This is a genomic window from Sphingomonas sp. (assembly GCF_039595165.1).
Lineage (GTDB): Bacteria > Pseudomonadota > Alphaproteobacteria > Sphingomonadales > Sphingomonadaceae > Sphingomonas.
This window is the reverse complement of record NZ_JBCNMA010000020.1, coordinates 24,630-45,950: the sequence shown is the minus strand read 5'-3', so window position 1 is coordinate 45,950 and position 21,321 is coordinate 24,630. Positions and strand designations below refer to the sequence as shown.

Genomic DNA, 21,321 nt, shown 5'->3' with positions numbered 1-21,321 from the left:
TCTCGTCCTCGACCCGCCGCGAGATCGCGCGCCAGTTCAGCGTACCGTCCTGCACCATAGCGCCGATGTCAGTTGGCCAGGTCGGTTCGGCCCAGCCACAATGCGAAGTCGCGCAGCGCCGGATCGCCGGTCGTCGACGCGACGCCCGGCGGCACCGTCGCCGCCCGTACCAGCCGCCCGAGATAGAGCGGCCCGCCCGCCTTGGGTCCCGTGCCGGACAGCCCGCGCCCGCCGAACGGCTGCACACCCACCACCGCGCCGATGATGTTGCGGTTGATGTAGAGGTTGCCCGCCTCGACCCGCTCCGTCACATGCTCGATCGTCTCGTCGAGCCGCGTGTGCAGGCCGAAGGTCAGGCCATAGCCGGTGGCGTTGATCGCATCGATCACCCGGTCGAGATCGCGGCGCTTGTAGCGCACCACGTGCAGCACCGGCCCGAACACCTCGCGCTCGAGATCGGCGATGCTGTGCAGCTCGATGATCGTCGGCGGCACGAACGTGCCCTGCGCGGTCTCGCCCGCCAGCTCGATCTGCTCGACCGCCCGGCCCATGCCGCGCATCTTCTCGATATGGCCCTCGATATTGGCCTTGGCCTCGGCGGTGATCACCGGACCGATATCGGTGGCGAGGCTGTCGGTTCGCCCGATCGACAGCTCATGCAGCGCGCCCTTGAGCATGGCGAGGATGCGGTCCGCCACATCCTCCTGCAGGCACAGCACGCGCAGCGCCGAGCAGCGCTGCCCCGCGCTGTCGAAGGCCGAGGCGATCACGTCGCCCACCACCTGCTCGGCCAGCGCCGAACTGTCGACGATCATCGCGTTCTGCCCGCCGGTCTCGGCGATGAACGGCACCGGTGCCCCGTCCGCGGTGAGGCGCTTGGCGAGTTCCTTCTGAATGATCCGCGCGACCTCGGTCGAGCCGGTGAACATCACCGCCTGCGTCCCCGATGCCGACACCAGCGCCGCGCCGATCGCGCCGTCGCCCGGCACCAGCTGCAGCACGGAAGCGGGGATGCCGGCCTCATGCAGGATCGCGACACCCTGCGCGGCAATCAGCGGCGTCTCCTCGGCGGGCTTGGCGAGCACGGTGTTACCGGTGACCAATGCCGCCGCGATCTGGCCGGTGAAGATCGCCAGCGGAAAATTCCACGGGCTGATGCAAGTCACCGCGCCCAGCGGCTTGTGCGCCGCCCCCAGCATCGCGCGCGCCTGCGCCGCGTAATAGCGCAGGAAGTCGATCGCTTCGCGCACCTCGGAGATCGCATTGGGCGCAGACTTGCCCGCCTCGCGCATGATCAGGCCCATCAGCAGCTGCATCCGGTCCTGCATGATGTCCGCCGCGCGATCGAGGCACGCCGCGCGCTCGGCCGGCGGGATCGCAGCCCAGTCCGCCGCGGCCTCTTGTGCCGCCGCCACTGCGGCCTGCGCGGCGTCGGGAGTCACTTCGACCACCGTGCCGACCACGTCCTTGCCATCCGCCGGGTTGTACACCGGCCGCGAGGTGCCGAGCCGGTTCGCCGGCTCCGCCGCCCAGCCCATTTCCGCACTCGCCCGGAGCGCCTCGCTCAGCCCGGCCAGCACCGTCTCGCTCGACAGGTCCAGTCCGTCCGAGTTGCGCCGCGCGCCATAGAGATCGGCGGGCAAGGCGATCAGCGAGTGCTTGGCCCCGACCACGTCCATCGAGCGTACCTGCTCGACCGGATCGGCGACCAGTTCGGCCACCGACACCTCGGGATCGGCGATCCGATTTACGAAGGACGAGTTCGCCCCGTTCTCCAGCAGGCGCCGCACGAGATAGGCGAGCAATGTCTCGTGCGTCCCGACCGGCGCGTAGATGCGGCACGGGCGATTGAGCTTGGTCGCACCGACCACCTCGTCGTACAGGGGCTCGCCCATGCCGTGCAGGCACTGGAACTCGTAATCCCCGACCGTGAAATCCGGCCCTGCCATCTGGTAGATCGTCGCCAGCGACTGGGCGTTGTGAGTCGCGAATTGCGGAAACACCTTGTCGCGGTTCGCCAGCAGCTTTCGTGCACAGGCAATGTACGCAACGTCGGTGTAGATCTTGCGCGTATAGACCGGGAAGTCGGGCAGCCCGTCGACCTGCGCGCGCTTGATCTCGGCGTCCCAGTATGCGCCCTTGACCAGCCGCACCATGATCCGCCGCCCGGCGCGCGCGGCGAGATCGACGATCCAGTCGATCACGAAGGGGCAGCGCTTGCCATAAGCCTGCACCACGAAGCCGAGGCCATCCCAGCCCTTGAGATCGGGATCGAGGGCCAGGCTCTCGAGCAGGTCGAGCGACAGTTCGAGCCGGTCGGCCTCCTCGGCGTCGATGTTGAAGCCGATGTCATAGCCCTTCGCCAGCACCGCCAGCGCCTTCACCTTGGGCAAAAGCTCGCCCATCACGCGCCCCGCTTGCGCGCGGGCATAGCGCGGATGCAGCGCCGAGAGCTTGATCGAGATTCCAGGCCCGCCGACCACACCGCGCCCCGCCGACGCCTCGCCGATCGCGCGCACGGCATTCTCGTAATCGCGATAGTAGCGGCCGGCGTCGGCCATCGTCGTCGCCGCTTCGCCCAGCATGTCGTAACTGTACTGGAAGCCGTGCGCCTCCAGCGGGCGGGCGCGCTTAAGCGCCTCGGCGATCGTCTCGCCAGTCACGAACTGCTCGCCCATCATGCGCATCGCCATGTCGACGCCGCGGCGGATCACGGGCTCGCCGGCGCGCGCGATCAGCCGCGTCAGCGCCGCGCCGAGGCCCGCATCGTTGACGCTGCCGGTGAGCTTGCCCGTCACCACCAGCCCCCAGGTCGCGGCATTGACGAACAGCGAGCGCCCATCACCGACATGCGATTTCCAGTCGCCATCGGCGATCTTGTCGCGGATCAGCGCGTCGCGCGTGTCGTCGTCGGGGATGCGCAGCAGCGCCTCGGCGAGGCACATCAGCGCGACGCCCTCCTGGCTCGACAGCGCATATTCCTGGACCAGCCCCTCGACCCCGGTGCCCTTGTGCTTGGCGCGGAGCGCGGTGATCAGTGCGGCAGCGGTCGCCCGTGCCGCCTGGCGCGTGCCTTCGGGCAAGCTCGCTTGCTCGACCAGCGGAGGGAGGCACTCCGGCTCGGGCCGGCGATAGGCCGCGGTGATCGCGGCGCGAAGCGGGGTCTGCGGGCGGATCGGCGGCGCGAAATCGGCAAAGGGTGCGGTCATTTGGGGCCTCGGACGGGGTGATAGAGCCATCTTATCAGCTTTGCGTCTCGCGATTGGACTTATGCAGGGCCATTATCGTATCATCTTGCCTTCATTTTACGTCGCCTGAAGGCAAGTATGACTGACAAAGCCGCCGATCTGGACACCTTCGACCGAAAGATCATCGACGTGCTGCGCGCCGATGGCCGCATCGCCATCACCGATCTCGCCGCACGCGTCGGCCTGTCCAAGACGCCGTGCCAAGTGCGCGTGAAGCGGCTGATCGCAAACGGCACCATCCGCGGCTTCCGCGCGATCGTCGATCCGGCGCGGCTCGGCCTCGATCACATCGCCTTCGCCGAGGTGAAGCTCTCCGACACGCGCGAAGAGGCGCTCGACGCCTTTCGCCGCGCCGTGCTCAAGATCCCCGAGGTCGAGGAATGCCACATGATCGCGAGCAGCTTCGACTATCTGCTCAAGGTCCGCACCGCCGATATCCGCCGCTACCGCGAGGTGCTGGGCGAGCGCATCTCGAGCCTGCCGCACGTCGCCAGTACCTCGACCTTCGTGGCGATGGAGACGATCCGCGATTCGGGGATGGGCGGCACCTGAGGTGATCTAAGGGCATCGCGGCCCTATATGCCCCAGCGATGACGCCGACCGCCGCCTCTTCGCGCCCTTGGGCGCTGTGGACGACGCTGCTCGCAATGCTGCTGGCAGTGCAAGCGTCGGCCGGTGCGATCCGGCCGGCAGCGCTCGCCGATAGCGGTTTGATCGCAGCCAAGCTCACCCTGCCCGCCCCGCTCGCCGCGCAGCTTCGCGAGTCCGGGCAGGCACTCAAGGCGGCAGGGCAACGGCTCACCGCGCGGCCGCCTGACGGCCACGACGGCGCCACGCCACCGCTCCCGGTTCGCGCCCTCGCCTTTGCCGCTCCCACTGACGCGAACGAGCTGCTCCAAGCCGATCGGCCCAGTGCGCGCCATGGCGAGTCAGGTGCCAGCGCCTATTGCGCCCGCGCCCCGCCGCGCGTCGCCTGAGCGGCACGCCGCACAATTCACCGAAGACTGAAACCGCGCCGCCGCGAGCGGCCGCAGGCGCGTGCGCGCGCCAGACAAGGAACATCAGATGGAAGAACAGAATGGCGCCGACCTCGCGCGCCGCATCCGTATCGCCCAGCTTCTCGATCGCCACCCCAAGCTCGACCCGGCGGAGTCCGCCGAGGTCGTCGACTTCCTCAAGACGGGATCGATGATCGATATCGGCATGCTGCGCGGCGACCCAGCCTATCGCGCCAAGATCGAGGCAATCAAGGCCGCGAACCACAGCGAGTTCCGGGTCGGGCCGCTGCGCTCGATCCTGATCGGGCTGGCGATCGCCCTGCCCTTCCTGCTGCTCTGCTGGCTGATCGCCGACTGGGGCGCGTGAGGAAGCGGACCTCCACCGCACCCTAACGCGGTGGAGGTCCCGCTACTTCGCCGGCGGATCGATCCAGCCGGTGTCGCCCTTGAAGAAGTTGGAGAGCGTCCACTGCTCTGCCTCCGCGTCGCTCAACTGATGCGAGCGCGGATCGCGCGTGGCAGGCGACGCGCCCGGCCCGCGCGAGCGATATTCGGCGTAATAGGCAGTATCCAGCGTCTTCGACCGGTCTGGATACCATTCGCGCCAGCCGGCCGGCGCAATCGGCGCATCCATCTGCGTGCTGAGCCAGATCACCCGGGCATAAGGCCGCCACGCCCGACCCAGGAACACACCGTCGGGCGCCGCATATGAGGTCAGCCGGCAGTTGCTGAACACGAAGGCGCTGTCCTCGTCGGGGCTGTTGCGGCTCTGCGCGGTGTAGAAGATGTTCGAACGCTCCACCCCATGGAGCTGGCAGCGCTCGAAATAGGCGTTGGCGTTGCCGAACACGAAGTCGACATGCCCCTCGACATAGCAGTCGCGGAAGACGTGGCGGGCCTGCTTGCCCTCCGGCTTGACCAGATACAGCGTGTCCTGCGTGCTGAGGATGCGCACGCGGGTCAACACCGCGCGGTCACCCGAGATCGCGAGCGCGACTGCCTGCGAGTTCTTGCGCGACGGGTCGCTGCCCCAGTCGTTCGAGATGGTAAGGTTATCCGCACGGAAGCCATCGCCCGCGACATAGACGCTCGGCGTCTTGTAGGTGTTGCCCACCGTGATCGAGCTGTCGGCATAGACCAGCACCACCTCTTCGGGCTTGGCGCCGGTGCCGACGAGATGGACGTTCGCCTTCCCGATCCACAGCTTCTCGCGATAGGTGCCTGGCGCGATCCGCACCTCTCCGCCCGACGCGGGCAACGCCGCGATCGCCGCGCCGACGGTGCGATACCCCTTCCCGCGCGGGGCCACGTGAACGGTCTCGGCGAAGGCGAGCGACGAGTTGCCGACTAGCAGCAGCAGGGTGAGTAACAGCCGCGTCATGCCGGCGACCACGGCTTGCCGTTGATCGTCACGCGCGCGGCGGTGACCTGCGCGTTCACCAGCCGGTTGCCCTGCTTCACATTCTCGAACCGGCAATCCTCGATCCGGATCGCGTCGACCGGCAGTTCGGGATAGCTCTGAATGTCGAGTGCATAAAGGCTGCCCTTGCTGCGCACGTTGCGCATCGTCACGCCGCCGACGCGGCGAGGCAGCATGTCGCCCTTGGTGCCCTTCTTGCCGGATTCGCTGTAGAGCAGGCTGATCTCGAGCACGCCTTCGCCGACGCTGTCGACCTCGACGTCGCGGAACAGGATATTCTCGATATAGCCGCCGCGATACGAATTGCTCTTGAGCCGCAGCGCGCGCAGCAGGTCGGAGCCGCCCATCCGGCAATCGCGGATATAGACGTTGCGGATCCCGCCCGAAGCCTCGCTGCCTAGCGACACGCCGCCATGCCCGTCGCGCATCCGGCAATTGCGCACCACGATATTCTCGCTCGGCACGTTGATGCGGCGGCCGTCGAAATTGCGCCCGCTCTTGATCGCGATGCAGTCGTCGCCCGCGGTGAAGTCGCATTTCTCGATCAGCACGTCGCGGCACGATTCCGGATTGCAGCCGTCATTGTTCGGGCCGAGCGAGTTGATCGTCACCCCGCGCACGATGACGTTGGTGCACAGCACCGGATGCACGATCCACATCGGCGAGCCGAGAATCGTCGGGCCGTCGATCAGCACGTTGCGGCAGCGATAGGGCTGGATGAAGTTCGGCCGCAGATAGGCTCCGGCGCCCATGATCCGCTCGGATGCCGGGACACCGCGTTCCGCCATCTCGGCGAGGCGGCGTTGCGCTTCCTGACGGCCGGCGTTCATCGCGGCGTCGGTGCGCGAGATCCAGCCCCACCAGTTCTTCCATCCCGCCTGGCCGTCGAGCGTGCCGGGGCCGGTGATCGCGATGTCCTCCGCCCCGAACGCATAGATCAGCGGCGCGAAGTTCATGCACTCGACGCCCTCGAACCGGGTCAGCACCAGCGGGAGATAGTCCTTCGGATCGGTCGAGAAGCGCAGCGTCGCCCCGACGGCGACGTGCAGGTTGACGCGGCTGCGCAGACGAATGCCCTTCGTCGGCCACACGCCCGCGGGGATCACCACTCGCCCGCCACCCGCCGTGGCGCAAGCATCGATCGCCGCGCGGATCGCGTCGCTGGTCCCGGCCAAGCTTGCCGGGTCGGCGCCATAGCGGCGTATGTCGAAATCCGCCGCCGGGAAGCGCGGCGCGCGGATGCGCGCGAGGATCTCCTCGGCCGGCGCCCAGTCATCGTCCTGCGCGGCGTAGGCCACGGGGGCGGCCGCCACCAGCGCGCTGCCCGCGGCGCCGCGCATGAGACTGCGGCGCGTGACCCCTTCGCCCGAGATCGTTGATTGCCGATCCATCAGATAATCTCTCCCCAGCATCATGCCTTATCGGTTCGCCGACGAACCGCGTTCCGGTCGCGCTTTCTCGAGTGCCCGAGGCGCCGCCGGGCTAGCCTGACGACTCTCCTTTACCTCTCACCTTCCTGTCAATACATGTTATGTCTGAGTATAATGTTAGGAGGATGCGCATGACTGCCGCGGCGGAATCGATCGAGCTCGCGACGCAACCGGAGGGCGCCTCCGTCACGCGGCGGCATCTTCTCGGCCTCGGCGCTGGCGGAACGCTGCTTGCCGCCGCGCCCGCGATCGCCGCCGATACCCAGCCGCTCGCCCTGCTCGACTATGCGCGCTTCCGCCGGCATGTCGACCGCTTCAACGCGGAGGATCCCGAACGGCCGCTCAACCTCATTCCCAACAGCGCCGCCTGGGAGTGGATGACGCGCAACGTCCCGGCATTCGAATGCCCCGACCCGCAGGTCGAAGAGATCTACTGGTTCCGTTGGTGGAGCTATCGCAAGGCCCTGGTGCGGACGCCGGAGGGCGCGATCAGCGCCACCGAATTCTACGCCCGCGCCCCGGTGAGCAGCGCGGTCGGCCATCATGTGATGGAGGGCCGCTGGCTGCGCGACCGCAGCTGGGTCGACCATATCCTGAACTACTGGCTCAGCCCGGGTCCCGGCGGATCGCCACCCAAGGACCTGTTCCGGTACAGCGGCTGGACCATCTGGGCGGCGTATGAGCGCTGGCTGGTCACCGGCGACACGGCATGGCTGCGCGACATGTTCGAGGACTTCCAGACCTATTACCGCGGTTGGGAGCGCGAGCGGATGAATCCGGACGGCTCCTTCTGGCAATTCGACGTGCGCGACGCGATGGAGGAATCGATCAGCGGCTCGCGCACCCACCGCAACCTGCGCCCGCCGCTCAACAGTTACATGTACGGCAACGCGGTCGCGATAGCGCGGATCGCGCGCCTGCTCGGCCGCGAGGAGCTGGCGCGGAGCTATGACGCCAAGGCCGCAACGCTCAAGCATGTGGTGCAGGAGCGGCTGTGGGACACGCGCGCGCGCTTCTTCAAGGTGCGCTTCGTCCATCCCGGCCAGCCCGACGACGATACGCTATGCGACGCGCGCGAGCAGATCGGCTTCATTCCCTGGTATTTCGACTTGCCCGACGCTGGGCGCGGTTATGAGGCGGCTTGGGCAGAGCTCCGCGATCCACAGGGCTTCAACGCGCCCTTCGGCATAACCACCGCCGAGCGCCGGCATCCGCGCTTCCGTTATTTCGTGGCCGGCACCTGCGAGTGGAACGGACCGGTCTGGCCGTTCGCGACCTCGCAGACGCTGACCGCGCTCGGCAATGTCCTGTGCGGGCGAACCCAGTCGCAAGTCACCGTGCGCGACTATTTCGACGGCGTGCGAACTTACGCCCGATCGACCTACCGCGACGGCAAGCCCTACATCGGCGAGTATCTCGACGAGGCCACCGGCAAGTATCTGCACAAGGACCTCGAGCGCGGCCGCTACTATAATCACTCGACCTTCTGCGACCTGGTCATCAACGGGCTGGTCGGGCTGCGACCGCAGCCGGGCGACCGCATCGTCGTGCAGCCGTTGGTCCCGGCGGATACGTGGGATTGGTTCGCGCTCGACGGCGTCGCCTATCACGGGCGGATGCTGACGGTGCTGTGGGACCGCACCGGCAAGCGCTACGGTAAGGGCAAGGGCCTGGTCGTGATGGCCGACGGCAAGCCTGTCGCGCGCGCGCCGAAGCTCAAGCGCCTGACCGCCCCCCTCGCCTGAAGCCCTCGAACGCCAACGATCCGGCGCTGACGGTCAGCGCCGGATCGCGGCAAGCTATAGTGGATATTCCAACCGATGCGGTGCCCTGCTCGCCCCCTTTGAACGAGCAGGTCACCGCATCGGCCGGTCGCCGTCACATCTTCAGGCGCAGGCCCGCATAGAAACGGCGGCCGATCTGATCGTAGACATAGTAGTTGCCCGGGATGCCGGCGTAGGCAACGATCGGCTCCACATCCAGCAGGTTACGGACCCCGAAGAACAGCTGGTACTGGTCCCCGACCTTAAAGCGCATCTGCATGTTGGTGTAGAAGCGCGGCGGAATGCGGAACTCCTCCTTCGGGATGAAGCTGCCGTCGGCCAGCGGAAAGGTCTGGCGGAACGGCTGCTCGTGATAGTAGCGCGGGACATAGTTGCCGCTCAGCGTCAGGCCGAAGACATCGTCCTCATAGCTGATGCTGCCCGACCAGGGATCGTCCGGCGTTCCCATCTCGCTCTTGAGGTTGCGGCGTTTGGCCCCGGCGACCGGTGTCGAGTAGCTGCGCAGCAAGTGGCTGTACGAGGCCTGGAAGTTCAGCCGGCTGTTGGGTAGCCCGATTCCGCCGAGCCCAGTCGTGTAGGAGGCGGTGAAGTCCAGGCCCTCGATCAAGCGCTTGCCGGTACCGTTCTGCAGCTGGCTGCTATAGGTATCAATCGTGCCGACGCTGAACCCACCGACCGCTTCGGGGCGGCGCGTGAACAGCGCGCACCATTCGGGGCGGCGATCCACGTAGCAGAGGCCGCCCGCCACATCGACGCTGATCGTGCCGATGCCGCCGGAGATGTCGACCTTGTAGAAGTCGGCGGTGAGGATCAGGTTGCGCAACGCATTGATCGACCTCGGATTGATCACCGCGCCGAAGGTCAGCGTGTTCGAGAATTGCGGGCCCAGGTTCGGGTTGGGATCATTGATCGACCGGATCGAGTTGCCGCGATCCGCCGCGCTGAGCGTGAACGCACCATTGGGATTGGCCGCGGATATGTTGGCCCTGATATTCGTCATGACCAGGGGATCGGCCCGGCAACCTTCGCTCGCGGCAGTCGTCGAGACGAGCGTCACGCCGATGCACACGTCGCGCGTGCCGGCATCGAAAGTGGTCGTCTGGGGACGAGTCAGGTTGTCGATGGTTGGCGCCCGGATGGCATAGGACTTGGTGCCGCGGAAGCGGATGTCGTCGATCGGCGACCATTCGAAGCCGACGTTCCAGCCGTAATAGACGCGGTCGAGCTGCCGGTATTTCGACGCGCGCCCCGCCGCGCGGATCGTCAGGTTCTGGATGAACGGCGTGTTGTGGATCAGCGGGATCTGAACTTCGCCATAAGCTTCCTTGATCGTCGTCGAGCCATAGGCGTTGCCGCGCTGATCGAAGCCGTTGCGGCCCGCGACATGCAGCGGATCGTGAGTCGTGAGCTCGGTCTCGCGGCGATGTTCGACGCCGGCGACGGCCTCGACCGGACCGGCCGACCAGAGCTGGAACAGCGGGCCGCTGATATTGGCCTGGAAATCCGCCAGCGTCTGTTTGGTGTAGCGCGAGCCGGTCGCCTTGGTCCAATCGACGGCGGCCTGCGAGATGCCGCTGGTCCCGGCAAAGATGTTGATCGGGATACAGCCGGCTGCCCGCGCAGCCGCATCGGCGCAGATCGCCTCGGTGCGGTTGCCATTGCCGTTGACGTCGAAGATGTCCGGAATGACGTTGAGCGCCTGGGCGTAGCGATCGGCGTTCAGACCGTTCGGCCAGGTGTGATACTGCGTCGCCTCGCCGTACGAGTAATAGGCCTCGTACTTCCAGCCGCCGCCAAGATTGCCGTCGGCGCCGAAGGTCAGCTGGAACCCGTCGCGCTCCAGTTCCGAGACGTGGCCGCCCCATTCGAGCGCCCGGCGCTGGAAGGTGATGTCGCGCAGCCCGTCGCGCCAGGTGGCGTTGGTGGTGTCGGTCGCGCTGTTGTAGATCGCGTCGGGCACGAACGGGTTGCGCACGATGCTGACGACGCCCGTCGGCGAAACGACCCGGGTCTCGATGTTGTACGGCGCGCCCCCGGGGATGATGCTCTGGCCCGACGACGACTGATGCGCGAGCGGGCCGCCATAGCCACGCGTCTTCGAGCGGGCGTAGGTGCCTTGCGCGAACAGGTTGATGTTGTCGGTGATCTGATAGTTGATCCGCGCAGCCGTGTTGAGGCGCTCGAGCGGGCTGGCGATCGCGCCGTAGGGTGCACCATCGAAGAACTCGGAGGCGAGCGGCGCGCGCGCGGTGCCGTCGGGGGCGATGGTGAACGTGCCGCCGTTCCGGGTCACGAACAGGCCAGCCCCGGTGACCGGGTTGTTGTCCAGCGCGACCGGCACGAACAGGTTACGCACCGCCTGGAGATTGGCGTCGCTGCCGCCGCCGATGCGCTGCTGAACGCCGAGGCTGCTGAAGCTCCTGGCGGTGTAGTCGCGCGCCGCCGAGGAGAGGAACGCCTGGTCCGACCAGCCGACATAGAACATCGCGTTACCGCGATCGTTTGCGAAATTGCTGCCGACGGTCAGGTCTGCGGAATACTCCTGGTTGTCGCCGCGCGCCGAGATGCCCGCTTGGGCGTTCAACAGGACGCCTTCGAAGTTCTTCTTGTAGATGAAGTTGACCACGCCGATGATCGCGTCCGAGCCATAGACGGCGGAGGCGCCGCCGGTCAGGACCTCGACCCGGTCGACGAAGCCGGTCGGGATGAAGGCGAGCTCCTTGCTCACGCTGCGGCGGCCTTCGATCAGCGTCAGCGTGAGCGTGTCGCCGCCGTTGCGCAGGCCGACGGTGCTGCCGCCGAGGCCCTGACGGCTGCCGTTGCTGGTCGTGCGGCTGTTGCTGGGATTGCCGAAGGTCGGGTTGTTCTGAATCGCGTCGATGACGGTGATGTAGCCTTCGCGCTGGATCTGCTGGCTGTCGATCACCTGCACCGGGGCGGGCGCGGTCAGCGTCGGGCTGCGCAGACGGCTGCCAGTGACGATGACATCCTGCTCGGAGGCCTGCCCCGCGGGCGCCGGAGCCGCCTGCGGCGCCGCTGCTTCCTGATCGGCGGGCGCGGTCTGCGCAATCGCCGGCAACGGTAGGCTCATGATCAGCGCGATCCCCGCGCTCGTCACGAGGTAGCTCTCGCGTTTGCCCACTCATCCTCTCCCTGTCTACGGCCCTGTCGGCACGATTGAGGACGACTTACACGTGGGCAGCTAAGTTGTAAACTGGTATGACATAATTACTCTTACCAGATAGGCATCCATCTGAGAAAAAAAGACTTTTTCTCGAGCCACATCATGCTGACAAGACAGTCCGTCGCGACGACTCATTACAAGCGCGAGTCCATGCGCCGGCGCTTCCGCCTCGACACGCGCTGCGAAGGCACGTTACCAGGCTTTTTATTTCGAAATCGCAACGGTTTGAGAGGGAGTCGCCATGAGTCGCGCGAGGAGACAAAATTTGTCAAACAAGTTCTGTCCAACGATTGATTCGGTACACGGACATGTCCGCTACCTCTTCAAAACGGGAGGGAAACGCGGTAATTTGCCCTGTATGCACAGCACGTCAGCGCCTGATAACAACGGCTATACAACCGCCAGCGCAGATCTCGGCCCGCGCGGCACGACCCTCGCGGACAAGGTATATGAGCAGCTCTTCGGCTGGATCTCGAATGGCCAATATGCGCGCCAGTCGAAGCTGCCGAGCGAGAACGAGCTCGCCAGGTCATTCGAAGTCTCGCGCCCGGTCATCCGCGATGCGCTCAAGCGATTGCGCGACGACGGCGTGATCTATTCGCGCCAGGGCGCCGGAAGCTTCGTGCTCGGCCCCGAGACCGGCGAGGCGATCGATGACGGCATCCATGCCGGCCCGCTGTTCACCCCCGCCCAGACCGTCGCGGACATCCAGCGCTGCTTCGAATTCCGCGAGACCATCGAAGGGAGGACCGCCGCGCTGGCCGCGCTGCGGCGCAACGACGCGATTCTCGACGAGCTCGCCGCCATCCTCGATCGGCTCGAGCGCGCGACGGCGGATCATGTCCACCGCGACGACATCGATCTCGAGTTCCATCTGACCATCGCCAAGGCGGCGAACAACCACTATTTCTCGAGCGTCTTGTCCGCATTGCGCGACCAGATCACGGTCGGCATGAAGCTGCATGGCATGGCGCTGCTCAAGCCCAGCGGTCGGCTGGAGGAATCGACCGAGGAACATGGCGAAATCCTCGACGCGATCCGCGCCGGCGATGCCGAGCGCGCGAGCGACGCAATGCGGGCGCATGTCCGCAACTCGCGCGATCGCCTGTTCGGCGGCGGCTTGATCGACCTCAGCCTTTGATCGGGGCGCTGCGCTACAGCGCGGCGTGATAGATGGCGGCGATGTCGCGTTCGGTCATCGGACGCGGGTTGTTGTCGAGCAGCCGGCGGATGCCCGCAGCCTCCGCGGCCATCGCTTCGACATGCCCGGCTTCGATGCCGTGCGCCGCCAGCCGCATTGCGATTCCGAGATTGGCGCAGAAGGTGCTCGCGACCGCGCAGATCGCCTCCCCCTCCGCTTCGCCCAGGCCGAGCAGCCCAACGATCTCATGCGTGCGCTCGCGCACCACCGGCGCGTTATAGGCGAGCATGTGCGGGAACATGATCGCATTCGCCCGGCCATGCCCGACGCCGTGCTGCGTACTGAGCGGATAGGCGATCGCGTGCCCGCCGGCCGTGTTGACCGGCCCCAGGCAATATCCGCCATAGAGCGCCGCGAGCGCCATGCCGGCGCGCGCCTCCAGGTCGTCGCCCTGCTCGACCGCGCGGCGCAGATAGCGACCGATCAGCCTGATGCCTTCGCGCGCGTAGAGATCGATCGCGGGATGGGCGCGGACGTTGGTGAAAGCCTCGACGCAATGCGCGAGCGCGTCGATGCCGGTCTCGGCGGTGACCAGCGGCGGTACCGTCACCGCGAGCTGCGGATCGATCACCGCAAGGTCCGCCATCATGTGCCCGCTCTCGATCGCGAGCTTGGCGCCGGTCGCGTCGTCGGTGAGCAGCGCGCGCGGCCCCGCTTCGCTGCCGGTGCCCGCGGTTGTGGGCACCTGCGCCAGCGCAACGCGGCGTGGGGGCGCCTTGCCCGCGCCGACGATCGCTTCTACCGCCGTCGTACGGCCCAGCAGGACGGCGACCAGCTTGGCCAGGTCCATCACACTGCCCCCGCCAAAGCCGATGATCAGCTCGGGTTGATAATCGTCGGCAAACGCGCGCGCGGTTGCCAGCAACGCCAGACCGGGCTCGTTCACCACCTTGTCGAAGATCGCGACATCGCCGGGCAGCGCCATGTCCGCCACGCGATCGCGAATGACCGGCGCGGCGATGACCAAGGTGCGCGTGATCGAACGCGCCGCGGCGAAGGCACCGACGCGCGCGATCGTCCCCGTGCCGAACTGCAGTTGCGGCGGCCGTTCCAGAACGATCGTGCGGTCGAGGTCGATTGCCGTCACTGGGTGTTTTCCGGCGGCGTCCCGCCCGACTTGAACTCGTGGCCCGGCAGCACGCCGTTCACGAAGGTCACGTCGCTCAGCAGCTTGCCATCGGCGGACCAGGTCCGCGCGCGGCCGTCGGCCATCACTCCGTTCCAGCCCGAGACGCTGCGCAGCTTGCCGTTGGACCACCAGCGCGTCCACACGAAGCGCCCGTCGGGCTGATGCTCGCGCTGCGAGATCAACCGTCCCTCCGCGTCATATTCCTTCTCCAGCCCGATCTTGCGGCCGAGCTTGTAGCGCACCTCCCATTGCGGGCGACCGTCGGGATAGAGCCAGCGCTGCGGCCCGTCGAACACGATCGCGCCGTTGCTGCCGCGCCCGGCCGACCAGCTCCCGCGCAGCTTGCCGTCGGGGTAGCGCTCCTCGTGCGTGGTCACCCCGCTCACCGCGGTCACGTCGTTGAGCTCGAGAACGGCGTTGTCGGGCATGCTCGCCGGCGCGTCGATCCACGCCTCGTTGAAGGCGAGCGCGGCCGACGGCTTGCTGACCGAGGTGACGACATGGATCACTCCGTCCGGGCCCTGCGCAGCGCCCGAATAGCCGAGCGTGCCGCCTTCCATCTCCTCCGCGCGGCTCGGCTTTTCCGAACGCCCGGTTCCAGGCAGGGGCTTGAACTTCCATGTGGCGCCCTCATCCGAGGAGATCGCGACATAGGAGCCGCGCTCGGGCACGGGCTTGGCGAGCGGCTTGGTGCGGACATAGTCGCCGATCATCATCAGCCGCCCGCTCTGCAGGCGCAGGATGGTCGGGCGCTGCGCCGAACCCAGCGAGGAAAAGGGCAGCTTGGACTTGGTGTAGGTCTTGCCCCCGTCGGTCGAGGTCGACAGCGGCATCATGTCGTCGATATGCGTGCCCTTGCCGCCAAAGCCGAGGATGCGCCCATCCTTGGCCTCGACGAACACGGTATGGCGGCCGAAGCTGCGCCCACCGGTGTCATACCACGTCTTGCCGTCGTCGTCGCTCGCCCACAGCAACGACTGCCCGTCATTGTAGTTCTTGTCATTGGGATCGGTGCCGCCGTCGCTCGACAGCAGCAGGCGGCCGGACTTGTCGCGGAACGCGCTGTTGATCGGCTGGCGATTGTGCGCACCAACCTTGCCCACGACCTTGGCATAGCTGATCGGCGACCAGGTCGCCCCGTTGTCAGCGGTCGTCATCTGCTGGAACGGGAAGCCCTTCGGCCCCCATTCCACGCCGCCCGAATAGGGCGTGCCCCAGAAGAAGCGCGCGAGATTGCCGTCGCGCATCAGCAGCGGCGCGTGCTCGTTGACGCCGACGATATCGACGAAGGGCGACGGCGGATCCCACTGGTCCGAGCCGTGGCGCAGGCGCGTGCCGATGATCATGGTGCCCGCCTCATATTCGCGATAGCTGGAATAGATCGCGATCAGCACGTCGCCGTTGGGCATCACGGTGAGCGCTGGGCTGTGATGGTGATTGCGATACCAGGCGTCCCACCCGGTCTTGTCGATCGTCACGCCGCCGGTGAAATCGGGCGGCGACGGCAGATAGGCGCGGCGGCGGAAATAGGGCTTCTTGGGATCCGGCCCCATCGCCGCGGTCGCCAGATCCTGGCGCACCCCCATCGCGTTGAGCGGCGGGGTGACGACCAGCGGCGCGGTCGCCGGCGCGGGCCCTTCGACGAGCCGCAGCCCGATCGCGTGGAAGCCGCCGGCACCTTCCGCGCCCTTGTACGGCGCGAAGCTCGGCGGGAAGGCCAGCCGCGCTTCGGGCCGGGCATAGTCGATCTCGATCTGCACATCGCTCTTGGCGCGGCCCGGGTTGAAGCCCATCCGCCCGCCGCGCACGACGCGCAACTGGCCCGACGCAGCGCCGGTCGGATCGGTCTGTGGCGCCAGCGGATAGGGTGCGAACAGGTCGGCGGTCCATTCGGTCGGGCCGTCGCCCAGCCCCTTGATCGCCGCGTAGCGCGCCGGCTCCTTCTTCGCGAGCCGTGCGACATATTCCCATTCCGCCTCGGTCGGCAGGCGATAGGTCTTGCCGGTCAGCTTGGACAGCCAGGCGGCGTAGGCCGTCGCGTCGTCCCAGCTGATCCCGGCGACATAGGGCGCATGATCGGTCGTCACCGGCGTGTCGGGGCGGAAGCGGCGCCACTCCTCGATCGTCACCTCATGCGCGGCGATCTTGAACGCACGCGAGATGGTGACCCGGTGCGCCGGCTTCTCGTTGAACCAGTCGCGCGACATCGTGTCGTCCGCGCCCATGACGAAGGTGCCGGCGGGTATCTCGACCATCGCCGACTCGCCTTGCTGCGCGGCAAGCGGCGAACTCATCGCGCAGAACGCGACCCCGGCGAGCAACGAACGGATCATGCGGATACCTTTTCCTGTGAATCGAATGAATCGGGCAGCACCTCGGCCATCGCCGCGCGCAGGATCTCCGCGTCGAGCGGATCTATCGGCAGCCACGGCGGGCGGACGGCCGCCCAGCCGGGGTGTCCGGTACGCTGCGCATGCGCTGCCTTGAGTGCGGCGATCTGCGGCCAGCGCTGGAACAATGTGCGCGCCGCAGCGATGCGCTCCTCGAGATCGCGCGTGGCGTCGGGCGCGGCGCCTGCCGCGATTGCGCGCGCCAGCTCGGCGAGCCAGGGCGCGATCAGATTGGAGGTCGCGGTGATGCACCCCGCCCCCCCTGCGCGCTGCAGCGGCCCCAACAGATGGTCGGCTCCGGCGAACACCGCAAGCGCCGGGAACGCCGCGACCAGCCCGCGCATATGATCTAGGTCACCGCTCGAATCCTTGATGCCGATCACGACCCCCGGATGGCCCGCCAGCAACCGTGCGATCAGCCCGTGCGTGATCGGCACCCCGCTCATCTGCGGGATGTGGTAGAGCATCACGCGCAGCCCCGGCGCCGCAACGGCGTCGAGCACGCGCGCATAATGGGCATAGAGCCCGTCCTCGCTCGGCGAGGGATGGTAGAAGGGCGGCAGCAGCAGCACGGTGCGCACGCCACAGTCGTAAGCATGACGCGTGAGCTCGATCGTCTCGGGCGCCGAGCAGACTCCGGTGCCCGGGACGAGCCGCGCCGGGTCGACGCCGGTATCGACCACCGCTTCCAGCACCGCTTTGCGCTCCCCGAGCGACAGGCTGTTCGCCTCGCCCGTGGTGCCGAGCAGCGCGACCCCGTCGCAGCCCGCTGCGATCAGGTCGCGCGCATGCGCCGCGGTGCGCGCGAGATCGACCGCGCCGCCGGCGTCGAATGCGGTAAACGATGCGCTGAACACGCCGCGGATCGGCAGTGGGCTGGTCATGCCGCCAGCTCCGCTGCGGCCACCGGCCGCGGCGCATCGGCGAGGCGCCTGGCATAGGCGAGCGCGGCCATCATGTTGGCGTGCGAGGCGCGACCCGTCCCCGCGATGTCGAACGCGGTGCCGTGGTCGACCGAGCTGCGGTCGATCGGCAGCCCCAGCGACACGTTCACCGTGGTGTCGAACGCGATCAGCTTGGTCGGGATGTGCCCTTGGTCGTGATATTGCGCGACCACTAGGTCGAACTCGCCCTGCGATGCGCGGTAGAATACGGTATCCGGGGAGATCGGGCCGTGCGCGTCGATGCCCTGCGCGCGCGCTTCCGCCACCGCGGGGGCGATGCAACGATCGTCCTCGTCGCCGAACAGACCGTGCTCGCCGCAATGCGGGTTGAGCCCGGCCACGGCGATCCGCGGCTGGGCGATGCCGATCCGCCGCAGATGCGCGGCGCCCGCCGCGATCGTCGCCAACACACGCGCCGGCTCGATCCGGCGGATCGCATCGGCCAGCGAGACGTGCGTGGAGACGTGGATCGTCGAGAGCTTTTCCGACGCGAGCAGCATGAACGATGCCGCTGATCCGGTGAGATGCGCGAGCAGTCCCGTATGGCCGTCGAACGCGTGACCCGCCAGGTTCATCGCCTCCTTGTTGATCGGCGCGGTGCAGATGCAGCCGCCCTCGTCGGTGACGATCTCCACCGCGCGCACGATCGCGCGATACGCGGCGTCGCCCGCCGCCGGATCGATCCTGCCGGTAGTGATCGGGGAAGGCAGCGGGATATCGTCGAGCCGCACGGTGCCGGCGCGGCTCTCGTCGCCGAAGCGCAGCGGCGTCCTCGTCAGTGACGCCGCCCGCTCGAGCGTCTCGCGCGGCCCCACCACACGGACGACGCGACGCGCGTCCTCCCCTAGATCCGCCAACGCCTGGCAGGTGATCTCCGGACCGACGCCGGCCGGGTCACCGACGGTGATGACGATTTGTCCGGGCTGCACGATCCTCATCCCCATGTCGCTTGGCTTCGCCGCTCCGGGCAGCCTTCAATACCCATATCGCGCGCTGTCGAGCCTGTCATCCTGTAAATTCACTTGTAAGTCGGCATAGCGCATCTATGCTTCATGCGCTGGCTTGATCATCGCATTTGCGTGCATAGCAGCCAGTTGTCGCCGTCATGATACCAGTTTACATGTCGGCAAACGAGCGATCGACGGCAAGTGTCGCGACGATGTGGAGAGGTGCCCAGCCGCGTGACGACCCCGATCCTAATTATCGCCGACGACCTCACCGGAGCGCTCGATAGTGCGGCACCGTTCGCTTCCCGTGGCCTGCACGTCCGCGTCGCACTCGGGCTGGACTCGATCAGCGAGGCGGTTGCCGCCGCGCCGGATGTCCTCGCGATCGACACCGGCAGCCGTCCGCTCTCCGCGCCTCTCGCCGCGGAGCGAGTGGAGGCAGCCTGGGCTGGCGCGAAGCTGCTGGCCCCACGCGTGGTCATGAAGAAGATCGACAGCCGGTTGAAGGGCCAGGTCGCCGCGGAAACCGCCGCGCTGCTCGCCGCTTCGGGCCGCAGCGGCGCCATCGCCTGCCCCGCCGTGCCCGAGCAGGGGCGGAGGGCGATCGGGGGCTGGCTCACCGGACGCGGCGTCGACGTGCCGATCGCCGTGGCCGATCATTTCGACAGCTTGCCGTGCGAATGCCCCGATGCCGTGGACGACGCCGATCTCGCGGCGATCGCACGCGCAATCCTGGACGCGCCCGATCGCATCCTCGCGGTCGGCGCACGCGGCCTGGCGAGCGCGCTGGCCGAGCTCGTTGCCGGTCCACCGAGGGATACCGGCGTTCCGGCGCCCGCTCTGCCGATGATCATCGCAGTCGGCTCGACCGATCCGATCACCGGCGCGCAGATCGAACGGCTCCGCCTCGATTGCCCGCAGGTCGAGGAACGGGCGGAATCCTCCCCCTTCTCCATCCGCCTCGTGCTGAAAGAATCCGGAGGCCCCGATTACGACGGGATGACGGCCACCACGCAATTCGGGCGAGAGGCGGCCGCACTGATGCGCGCCACCTCGGCGAGGACCCTCCTCTGCTCGGGCGGCGCCACCGCGGCGGCGGTGATGGACGCACTCGGCGCGCGGCAGCTTGTCCTCGAACATGAGCTCGACCCGGGTGTCCCAGTGGCACGGATCGAGGGCATGGGCGGCATCCGCCTCATCACCAAGTCGGGCGGGTTCGGCGATCCCGGCGTGCTCAGCCGGATCGCGCGCCGTGCCATCGCCGGCGTTCAGGAGGTCGCCGCATGAGCACCGCCGCCGATCGCCCCGCCGAGCCCGCGGCCGCCGACCTGCCCCAGGGCCTTCCCCGCGGTATCCGCGCGCATCTTCAGGGGTTCGGCCCGGGGCTGGTGCTGGCCATGACCTTCCTCGGCACGGGCGACCTGATCAGCTCCAGCGTATCCGGCGCGAACTACGGCTACGCGCTGATGTGGACGCTGATCGTCGCTCTCGGCGCGCGCTATTTCATGATTTCGGCGATCGCCAAGTACAAGCTGCAGAACCGCTTCGGCGACCGCTCGCTGATGGCCGGCTATCGCCGCGTGTGGAAGGGCTTTCCGATCTTCTTCGCGGTGATGATGCTGATCTACGGCATGATCGTCCAGTCGGCCTTCCTGCGCGCGGGGACGGTCGGCCTATACGAGCTGTTCGGCCGACGCGGCGGCGAATGGGGGCATTTCTGGTGGGGCATCCCCGTCGTCATCGGCACCGCCTTCGCCCTCACCCGCGGCAGCGCCTTCCGCATCCTCGAATGGAGCGCGCGCGTCGCCTCGATCGTGATCATCGGATCGTTCGTCTTCGCGCTCGTCCGCATCGGCCATGTCGACTGGGTGGCGCTGTTCAAGGGCCTCACCTTCGACGTGCCGCCCGACAACGGCCCGTTCGACGCGTTGTTCATCGCGGTCGCGACGATCGGCACAATCGGCGGCTCGGCGGCGAACCTGCTCTACCCCTATTTCATGGCCGAACGCGGCTGGAACGAGCCCAGGCACCGCGCCCTGCAGCAGTTCGACCTGGCGTCGGGCATGGTACCGCTGCTGCTTATCAACCTGCTGATCTGGATCGTCGCGGCCGAGACGCTGCGCGGGACCGGCATCACCGTCTCGAACGAGGAGGGGCTGGCGCGGATGATGACGCTGGCGGTGGGTCCCTTGGGGCCGACGCTGCTATGGATCGCCTTCGCGCTCAAGGCGGTCACCAGCTTCCCGGCACAGGCGCATGGCTTCGCCCGGCTGATGTTCGACGGGCTGCATCTCGGCACGCGGCGCGGCGAGCGGTTCAAGGAGATCGGCGACGATCCGTGGTTCAATCGCGCGATGGTGGCGTTCTTCATCCTCGTGCCGCTGGTGATCACCTTCCCCGGCGCACCCGACCTCGTCCATATCAGCGTGTTCGGCACCAGCGTCGTGACCGCACTCACGCTGCCGCCGATCCTGCTCGGCATCCTGCTGCTCACCTCGAGCAGGCGCTTCATGCTCGATGCGCATGTCAATCGCTGGTGGCAGACGGCGATCCTGATGATCATCGCCGTGATCGGCATCTGGTCGCTCTACGCGATCGTCACCAATCTCGGCAGCGCGATCGCAAGGGTGCTCTGAATGGCAGAGG

Annotated in this window: 15 protein-coding genes; 7 read left to right on the top strand and 8 right to left on the bottom strand. The window is 67.4% G+C overall.

Annotated elements, in window-relative coordinates; translation table 11 throughout:
* Positions 1-68 precede the first annotated feature (68 nt).
* Positions 69-3,209 (bottom strand): bifunctional proline dehydrogenase/L-glutamate gamma-semialdehyde dehydrogenase PutA, encoded by a 3,141-nt coding sequence (gene putA, locus ABDV68_RS05800; protein WP_343518750.1) that lies wholly within the window; start codon positions 3,207-3,209, stop codon positions 69-71.
* 117 nt (positions 3,210-3,326) lie between these two features.
* Here putA and ABDV68_RS05795 point away from each other — a divergent pair, with 117 nt between their 5' ends.
* The 3 genes from ABDV68_RS05795 to ABDV68_RS05785 all read left to right on the top strand — a co-directional run bounded on the left by ABDV68_RS05795 (position 3,327) and on the right by ABDV68_RS05785 (position 4,613).
* Entirely contained in the window at positions 3,327-3,800 is a 474-nt protein-coding gene (locus ABDV68_RS05795; RefSeq protein ID WP_343518749.1) for an Lrp/AsnC ligand binding domain-containing protein, read from the top strand.
* Between the two features lie 38 nt (positions 3,801-3,838).
* Entirely contained in the window at positions 3,839-4,225 is a 387-nt protein-coding gene (locus ABDV68_RS05790) for a hypothetical protein (protein ID WP_343518748.1), read from the top strand.
* Between the two features lie 88 nt (positions 4,226-4,313).
* Complete coding sequence (locus tag ABDV68_RS05785; protein ID WP_343518747.1) at positions 4,314-4,613, top strand: hypothetical protein; 300 nt, start codon at positions 4,314-4,316, stop codon at positions 4,611-4,613.
* A gap of 42 nt (positions 4,614-4,655) precedes the next feature.
* On the opposite strand, the gene ABDV68_RS05780 is transcribed toward ABDV68_RS05785, so the two are convergent.
* Both ABDV68_RS05780 and ABDV68_RS05775 read right to left on the bottom strand, forming a co-directional pair.
* Positions 4,656-5,627: a pectinesterase family protein gene (locus tag ABDV68_RS05780; protein WP_343518745.1), complete on the bottom strand. Its 972-nt coding sequence runs from the start codon at positions 5,625-5,627 to the stop codon at positions 4,656-4,658.
* Positions 5,624-7,057 carry a glycoside hydrolase family 28 protein gene (locus ABDV68_RS05775; RefSeq protein WP_343518744.1) on the bottom strand — a complete coding sequence of 478 codons (1,434 nt, stop codon included), beginning with the start codon at positions 7,055-7,057 and terminating at the stop codon, positions 5,624-5,626. Before ABDV68_RS05775 ends, ABDV68_RS05780 begins: the two co-directional genes overlap by 4 nt.
* 170 nt (positions 7,058-7,227) lie before the next feature.
* On the opposite strand from ABDV68_RS05775, the gene ABDV68_RS05770 reads away from it, so the two are divergent.
* The gene (locus tag ABDV68_RS05770) at positions 7,228-8,841 is read left to right on the top strand and encodes a glycosyl hydrolase family 65 protein (protein WP_343518743.1); all 1,614 of its coding nucleotides are present in this window, start codon (positions 7,228-7,230) and stop codon (positions 8,839-8,841) included.
* 133 nt (positions 8,842-8,974) lie between these two features.
* Here the strand turns inward: ABDV68_RS05770 and ABDV68_RS05765 are convergent, their stop codons facing one another.
* Positions 8,975-12,022, bottom strand: a complete 3,048-nt coding sequence (locus tag ABDV68_RS05765; RefSeq protein WP_343518742.1) for a TonB-dependent receptor — start codon at positions 12,020-12,022, stop codon at positions 8,975-8,977.
* A 400-nt stretch (positions 12,023-12,422) separates the two neighbouring features.
* Here ABDV68_RS05765 and ABDV68_RS05760 point away from each other — a divergent pair, with 400 nt between their 5' ends.
* On the top strand, positions 12,423-13,205 hold the full coding sequence (locus tag ABDV68_RS05760) for a FadR/GntR family transcriptional regulator (RefSeq protein ID WP_343518740.1): 783 nt from the start codon (positions 12,423-12,425) through the stop codon (positions 13,203-13,205).
* Positions 13,206-13,218: 13 nt separating this feature from the next.
* On the opposite strand, the gene ABDV68_RS05755 is transcribed toward ABDV68_RS05760, so the two are convergent.
* The 4 genes from ABDV68_RS05755 to pdxA are packed head-to-tail and all read right to left on the bottom strand — an operon-like array spanning position 13,219 to position 18,666.
* On the bottom strand, positions 13,219-14,352 hold the full coding sequence (locus ABDV68_RS05755) for an iron-containing alcohol dehydrogenase (RefSeq protein ID WP_343518739.1): 1,134 nt from the start codon (positions 14,350-14,352) through the stop codon (positions 13,219-13,221).
* Positions 14,349-16,727 carry an SUMF1/EgtB/PvdO family nonheme iron enzyme gene (locus ABDV68_RS05750; protein WP_343518738.1) on the bottom strand — a complete coding sequence of 793 codons (2,379 nt, stop codon included), beginning with the start codon at positions 16,725-16,727 and terminating at the stop codon, positions 14,349-14,351. Before ABDV68_RS05750 ends, ABDV68_RS05755 begins: the two co-directional genes overlap by 4 nt.
* Entirely contained in the window at positions 16,724-17,668 is a 945-nt protein-coding gene (locus tag ABDV68_RS05745) for a dihydrodipicolinate synthase family protein (protein ID WP_343518737.1), read from the bottom strand. The genes ABDV68_RS05750 and ABDV68_RS05745 overlap by 4 nt, the downstream gene beginning before the upstream one ends.
* Positions 17,665-18,666: a 4-hydroxythreonine-4-phosphate dehydrogenase PdxA gene (gene pdxA, locus ABDV68_RS05740; protein WP_343518736.1), complete on the bottom strand. Its 1,002-nt coding sequence runs from the start codon at positions 18,664-18,666 to the stop codon at positions 17,665-17,667. The genes ABDV68_RS05745 and pdxA overlap by 4 nt, the downstream gene beginning before the upstream one ends.
* Before the next feature lie 243 nt (positions 18,667-18,909).
* On the opposite strand from pdxA, the gene ABDV68_RS05735 reads away from it, so the two are divergent.
* Positions 18,910-19,962 (top strand): four-carbon acid sugar kinase family protein, encoded by a 1,053-nt coding sequence (locus ABDV68_RS05735; RefSeq protein ID WP_343518735.1) that lies wholly within the window; start codon positions 18,910-18,912, stop codon positions 19,960-19,962.
* Positions 19,959-21,311 carry an Nramp family divalent metal transporter gene (locus tag ABDV68_RS05730; protein ID WP_343518734.1) on the top strand — a complete coding sequence of 451 codons (1,353 nt, stop codon included), beginning with the start codon at positions 19,959-19,961 and terminating at the stop codon, positions 21,309-21,311. The genes ABDV68_RS05735 and ABDV68_RS05730 overlap by 4 nt, the downstream gene beginning before the upstream one ends.
* Positions 21,312-21,321 lie beyond the last annotated feature (10 nt).

Coding starts and splice junctions, on each gene's coding strand:
- pdxA (WP_343518736.1), bottom strand. CDS start 18,666: ATGAGGATCGTGCAGCCCGGACAAATCGTCATCACCGTCGGTGACCCG.
- ABDV68_RS05750 (WP_343518738.1), bottom strand. CDS start 16,727: ATGATCCGTTCGTTGCTCGCCGGGGTCGCGTTCTGCGCGATGAGTTCG.
- ABDV68_RS05745 (WP_343518737.1), bottom strand. CDS start 17,668: ATGACCAGCCCACTGCCGATCCGCGGCGTGTTCAGCGCATCGTTTACC.
- ABDV68_RS05775 (WP_343518744.1), bottom strand. CDS start 7,057: ATGGATCGGCAATCAACGATCTCGGGCGAAGGGGTCACGCGCCGCAGT.
- ABDV68_RS05760 (WP_343518740.1), top strand. CDS start 12,423: ATGCACAGCACGTCAGCGCCTGATAACAACGGCTATACAACCGCCAGC.
- ABDV68_RS05795 (WP_343518749.1), top strand. CDS start 3,327: ATGACTGACAAAGCCGCCGATCTGGACACCTTCGACCGAAAGATCATC.
- putA (WP_343518750.1), bottom strand. CDS start 3,209: ATGACCGCACCCTTTGCCGATTTCGCGCCGCCGATCCGCCCGCAGACC.
- ABDV68_RS05790 (WP_343518748.1), top strand. CDS start 3,839: ATGACGCCGACCGCCGCCTCTTCGCGCCCTTGGGCGCTGTGGACGACG.
- ABDV68_RS05780 (WP_343518745.1), bottom strand. CDS start 5,627: ATGACGCGGCTGTTACTCACCCTGCTGCTGCTAGTCGGCAACTCGTCG.
- ABDV68_RS05785 (WP_343518747.1), top strand. CDS start 4,314: ATGGAAGAACAGAATGGCGCCGACCTCGCGCGCCGCATCCGTATCGCC.
- ABDV68_RS05770 (WP_343518743.1), top strand. CDS start 7,228: ATGACTGCCGCGGCGGAATCGATCGAGCTCGCGACGCAACCGGAGGGC.
- ABDV68_RS05730 (WP_343518734.1), top strand. CDS start 19,959: ATGAGCACCGCCGCCGATCGCCCCGCCGAGCCCGCGGCCGCCGACCTG.